Origin of the sequence: Streptomyces nanshensis (assembly GCF_001751255.1) — a bacterium.
GTDB lineage: Bacteria > Actinomycetota > Actinomycetes > Streptomycetales > Streptomycetaceae > Streptomyces > Streptomyces nanshensis_A.
Genome location: NZ_LJGW01000370.1, coordinates 1 through 4,984, shown reverse-complemented (window position 1 = coordinate 4,984; position 4,984 = coordinate 1). Strand labels below are relative to the sequence as shown.

The following is a 4,984-nucleotide window of genomic DNA, read 5'->3' as shown; positions in this document are numbered from 1 at the left end:
CTGACGTCGGCGGGCGTTCCGCTGGACGTGGACGGCGCCGACGTGCCGCTGCGCCATGAACCGGCCGTGGCACCGCTGTTGACGGCGCTGCGGGCGGTGGCGCGCGCGGCCGCGTATGTGGACGCGGGAGCGGGGCCCGGGCCCGGGTCAGGGGCCGGTGCGGGCTCCGGTACGGACGGTGCCTCGGGCGCGGATCCGCCGCCTCCGCAAGGGAGTTCGGCTCCGGGCCCCGCCGCCCAGAACATCGACGGCGTGAACGCCGACGGCGACGAGAACCCCGGCGCGGATCCGGATCCGGATCCGGACCCGGACCCCGATCACGAGTCGGGTCCCGGCCCCGCCGCCGGCTGGCTCGACACCGAGACGGCCCTCACCCTGCTCGGCTCACCGCTCGGCTGCATGGACGCCGCCGATCTGCGCCGCCTCGGCCGTGCCCTGCGCGAGGAGGAGCGCGCGGCGGGCGCCCATCTCCCGCGCCCCTCCGACGTGTTGCTCACCGAGGCACTCGCCGAGCCCCAGCGGCTGGTGGCGCACGACCCGGCGTACGCACGCGGGGCCCAGCGCCTCGGGCTGCTGCTCCGCAAGGCGCGCGAACTGCTCGCGGGCGGCGGCACGGCGGAGGAGGCGCTGTGGCTGCTGTGGGACGGTACGCCCTGGCCGCAGCGCCTGGAGCGCGCCGCCTTCCGGGGCGGCGCCGGCGGCCGGAACGCCGACCGCGATCTCGACGCTGTGTGCGCGCTGTTCGACGCGGCGGCCCGCGCGGAGGAACGCAGCGGCGGCCGGGGCGCGCTCAACTTCCTCGAAGAGGTCGACGCCCAGGACATCGTCGCCGACACGCTCACCCGCCGCACCGAACGGCCCGACGCCGTACGGCTGATGACGGCTCACCGCGCGAAGGGCCTGGAGTGGCGCCTCGTCGTGGTCGCGGGCGTACAGGAGGGGCTGTGGCCCGATCTGCGGCGCCGCGGCTCGCTGTTGGAAGCCGACCGCATCGGCCGCGACGGGCTCGCCGAACCGCTGACGCCGGGCGCGCTGCTGACGGAGGAGCGGCGGCTGTTCTACGTGGCGGCGACGCGGGCGAAGGAGCGGCTGGTCGTCACGGCCGTACGCGCTCCGGCGGACGACGGCGACCAGCCCTCGCGCTTCCTCGGCGAGCTGGGCGTCACACCGGTGACCGTCAACTCCCGTCCCCGCAGGCCGCTTTCGGTGCCGGCGCTGGTCGCGGAGCTGCGGGCCACGACCGTCGACCCGGCGGCGTCGCCCGCGCTGCGCGAGGCCGCCGCGGCGCGGCTGGCCAAGCTGGCCGCGCTGCGGGACGAGGAGGGCCACGCCCTCGTACCGGCGGCGCATCCGCACCGCTGGTGGGGCCTGGACGAGCCGACGCGCTCGCAGACGCCGCTGCGCGACCCCGACGAACCGGTCACGCTCTCCGGCAGCGCGCTGGACCAGCTCGCCAACTCCTGTGCGCTGCAGTGGTTTCTGGCCCGCGAGGTGAAGGCGGACGAGCCCGCGACCGCCGCACAGGGCTTCGGCAACGTCCTGCACGTCCTCGCGGACGAGGTCGCCTCCGGAGGCACGCCCGCCGATCTGGCGGTGCTGATGGAGCGGCTCGAACGCGTCTGGGACGGGCTGGCGTTCGAGGCGCCGTGGAAGTCCCGGCAGGAGAAGCAGAACGCGCGCGCGGCGTTGGAGCGGTTTCTGCGCTGGCACGTGATGCGGGAGGCCGAGGGCGGCGCCGGGCAGGTCGCCGGCAGCGAACTCGGCTTCGACGTCACGCTGGAGGCGGGCGAGTACGAGGTGCGCATCCGCGGCAGCGTCGACCGGGTGGAGTCGGACGGGCAGGGACGCGCGTACGTCGTCGACTTCAAGACCGGGCGCAGCAGGCCGAGCGCCCAGGAGGCCGCACGCCATCCGCAGCTCGCCGTCTACCAGTTGGCGGTGCGCGAGGGGGCGGCCGACCATCTCTTCGGCGGCGAGCGCCCGGAGCCCGGCGGCGCCGAACTCGTCCATCTGCGGCTGGGGGCGGCCGAACGGGACGGCGGCGACGCGCTGCCCGTGGTGCAGCGTCAGGACCCGCTCGGCGCGGACCCGCAGGACGCGAGCGGCGAGGTCGGTGATGGCACCAAGGGCGCCGAGGGCGCCGGGGGCGGCGACTGGATCGGCGGTCTGCTGGCGACGGCGGCCGGACGCGTGCTCGACGAGCGCTTCACGCCCTCGCCCGGATCGCAGTGCACGCACTGCTCGTTCCGCGCGAGCTGTTCGGCGCGCGGTGAGGGACGCCACATCATCGAGTGAGCGCCCGGGGGCGTACGTACGGGCGCGGGGCGGCCGGGTCGCCGAACCCGTGGGCGTACGGCGGGAGTTGACGGCGTGCCGGGCGTTACGTACGCCCCTGGCGCTCCTGCCGTCCTCCGGCGGTTGTCGGCGGCAGCCGTTAGCGTCTCTCACGTGTCCGCACGACTCACCCGCACCGAGGAGCTCGCCGAGCTGCTCGGCATCCCCTTCACCCCGGAGCAGCTCGCCTGCATCACGGCGCCGCTCGCGCCCCAGGTCATCGTGGCGGGCGCCGGTTCGGGCAAGACGACGGTGATGGCGGCCCGCGTGGTGTGGCTCGTGGGCACCGGCCAGGTGCAGTCCGAGCAGGTGCTCGGACTGACGTTCACCAACAAGGCCGCGGGCGAGCTGACGGAGCGCGTCCGTACGGCTCTTGTGCGGGCGGGCATCACCGACCCCGACCCGGCCGACCCCGAACAGGCCCAGGGCGAACCGCAGATCTCCACCTACCACGCCTTCGCCGGGCGGCTCCTGACGGAGCACGGGCTGCGCCTGGGCATCGAGCCAGGCGCCAGGCTGCTGGCCGACGCCACGCGCTTCCAGCTCGCCGCGAGCGTGCTGCGCGCCGATCCGGGCCCGTTCGAGGCGCTGACGAAGTCCGTCTCCGCGCTCGTCGAGGACGTGCTCGCGCTGGACGCCGAACTGAGCGAGCATCTGGTCTCTCCGGGACGTCTGCGCGCGTACGACGAGGAGCTGCTCGCGGCCCTGGAACAGGCGCAGTTGAGCAACGCTGCGCTGCGCAAGGTGCCGCAGGCGGCCCTCGGACGGGGCGAACTGCTCGGCCTCGTCGAGAAGTACCGCGCCCGCAAACAGGAGCGCGACCTCCTCGACTTCGGCGATCAGATCGCCCTCGCGGCGCGGCTGGCACGCGACGTCCCGGAGGTCGGCAGGGCGCTGCGCGGACAGTTCTCCGCGGTCCTCCTCGACGAGTACCAGGACACCTCGGTGGCCCAACGCGTCCTGCTCTCGGGCCTGTTCGGCGCGGGCGGCGAGGCGGTGGAGGGCGGCGCGGGCCACGCCGTCACCGCCGTCGGCGACCCGTGCCAGGCCATCTACGGCTGGCGCGGCGCCTCCGTCGCCAACCTCGACGACTTCCCCCAGCACTTCCCGTCCGCGGACGGCAGCCCCGCCCGCCGCTACTCGCTCAGCGAGAACCGCCGCAGCGGCGGGCGGCTGCTCTCCCTCGCCAACTCCCTTGCGGCGCCGCTGCGTACGCGGCACGAGGGCGTCGAGGCCCTGCGTCCCGCACCGGGCGCGGAGCGCGACGGACTGGTGCGCTGCGCCCTGCTGCCCACCCACGAGGGCGAGTTGGAGTGGCTCGCGGACTCCCTCGCCCACCTCGTACGTACGGGCACACCGCCCGGCGAGATCGCCGTACTGTGCCGCGGCGCGGGCGACTTCGCCGAGATCCAGGCCGCGCTGGTGGAACGCGAACTGCCCGTCGAGGTCGTCGGACTGACGGGCCTGCTGCATCTTCCGGAGGTCGCCGACCTCGTCGCCATGTGCGAGGTCCTCCAGGACCCGACGGCCAACGCCTCCCTCGTACGGCTGCTGACCGGCCCGCGCTGGCGGATCGGACCGCGCGACCTGGCGCTGCTGGGGCGGCGCGCGCGGCTTCTCGTACAGCACGAGCAGGACCACGGCGGCGATCCGGACCGGCGGCTGGCGGAGGCGGTCGAGGGCGTCGACCCGTCGGAGGTGGTCTCGCTCGCGGACGCGCTGGAGACGTTCCTCGACGGCGGCGGCGCCAACGGGGCGCAGGGCGGCGGCGGTTCGGGCGGCGTACGCGGCAGGTACGACGACGGTCTGCCGTTCTCCGCGGAGGCGCGCGTCCGCTTCACCCGGCTCGCCGCCGAGATACGCGACCTGCGGCGCTCCCTGGCCGACCCGCTGATGGACGTGCTGCACCGGGTGCTCGCCGTGACCGGCCTCGACGTCGAACTGTCCGCCTCGCCGCACGCCCTGGCCGCCCGCCGCCGCGAGACGCTGAGCGGCTTCCTCGACGTCGCCGCCGGGTTCGCCGCCCTCGACGGCGAGGCCACGCTGCTCGCCTTCCTGGGCTTTCTGCGTACGGCGGCGCAGTACGAGAAGGGCCTCGACAGCTCGCTGCCGGGCGGCGGCGACGCCGTACAGGTGCTCACCGTGCACAAGGCCAAGGGCCTGGAGTGGGACGTGGTGGCGCTGCCGGGCCTGGTGGCCAAGCAGTTCCCCAGTGAGCAGCCGCGCGAGTCCTGGCTGACCCGGCCGCGCGTCCTGCCGCACGCCCTGCGCGGGGACGCGGCGACCCTGCCGGATGTGGCGGGGTGGACGCCGAAGGGCGTACGGGCCTACGAGACGGCGATGCGCGACCACCAGGCCACCGAGGAACTCCGCCTGGGCTATGTGGCGTTCACCCGCGCCCGCACGCGGCTGCTCGGCTCCGGCCACTGGTGGGGGCCGCACCAGAAGCGGGCGCGCGGGCCTTCGGCGTTCCTGGAGGCGCTGCGTTCCCACTGCGAGGAGGACCCGTCGCACGGCGAGGTCGAGCACTGGGCGGAGGCGCCCGCGGAGGAGGCGGAGAATCCGGCGCTCGCCGAGGCGGCCGGGCGGGAGCGGGCGTGGCCGATGCCGCTGGACCCGGCGGCGATGGCGCGCAGACGGGCGGCGGCGG

The 4,984-nt window shown here is 75.4% G+C and carries 2 protein-coding genes; both read left to right on the top strand.

Annotated features, from left to right (window positions below):
• A partial coding sequence (locus tag AN218_RS21895) for a UrvD/REP family ATP-dependent DNA helicase (RefSeq protein ID WP_141747647.1) occupies positions 1-2,295 on the top strand: 2,295 nt, incomplete at its 5' end.
• 153 nt (positions 2,296-2,448) lie between these two features.
• On the top strand, positions 2,449-4,984 hold a 2,536-nt coding region (locus AN218_RS21890), incomplete at its 3' end, for an ATP-dependent helicase (protein ID WP_070018606.1).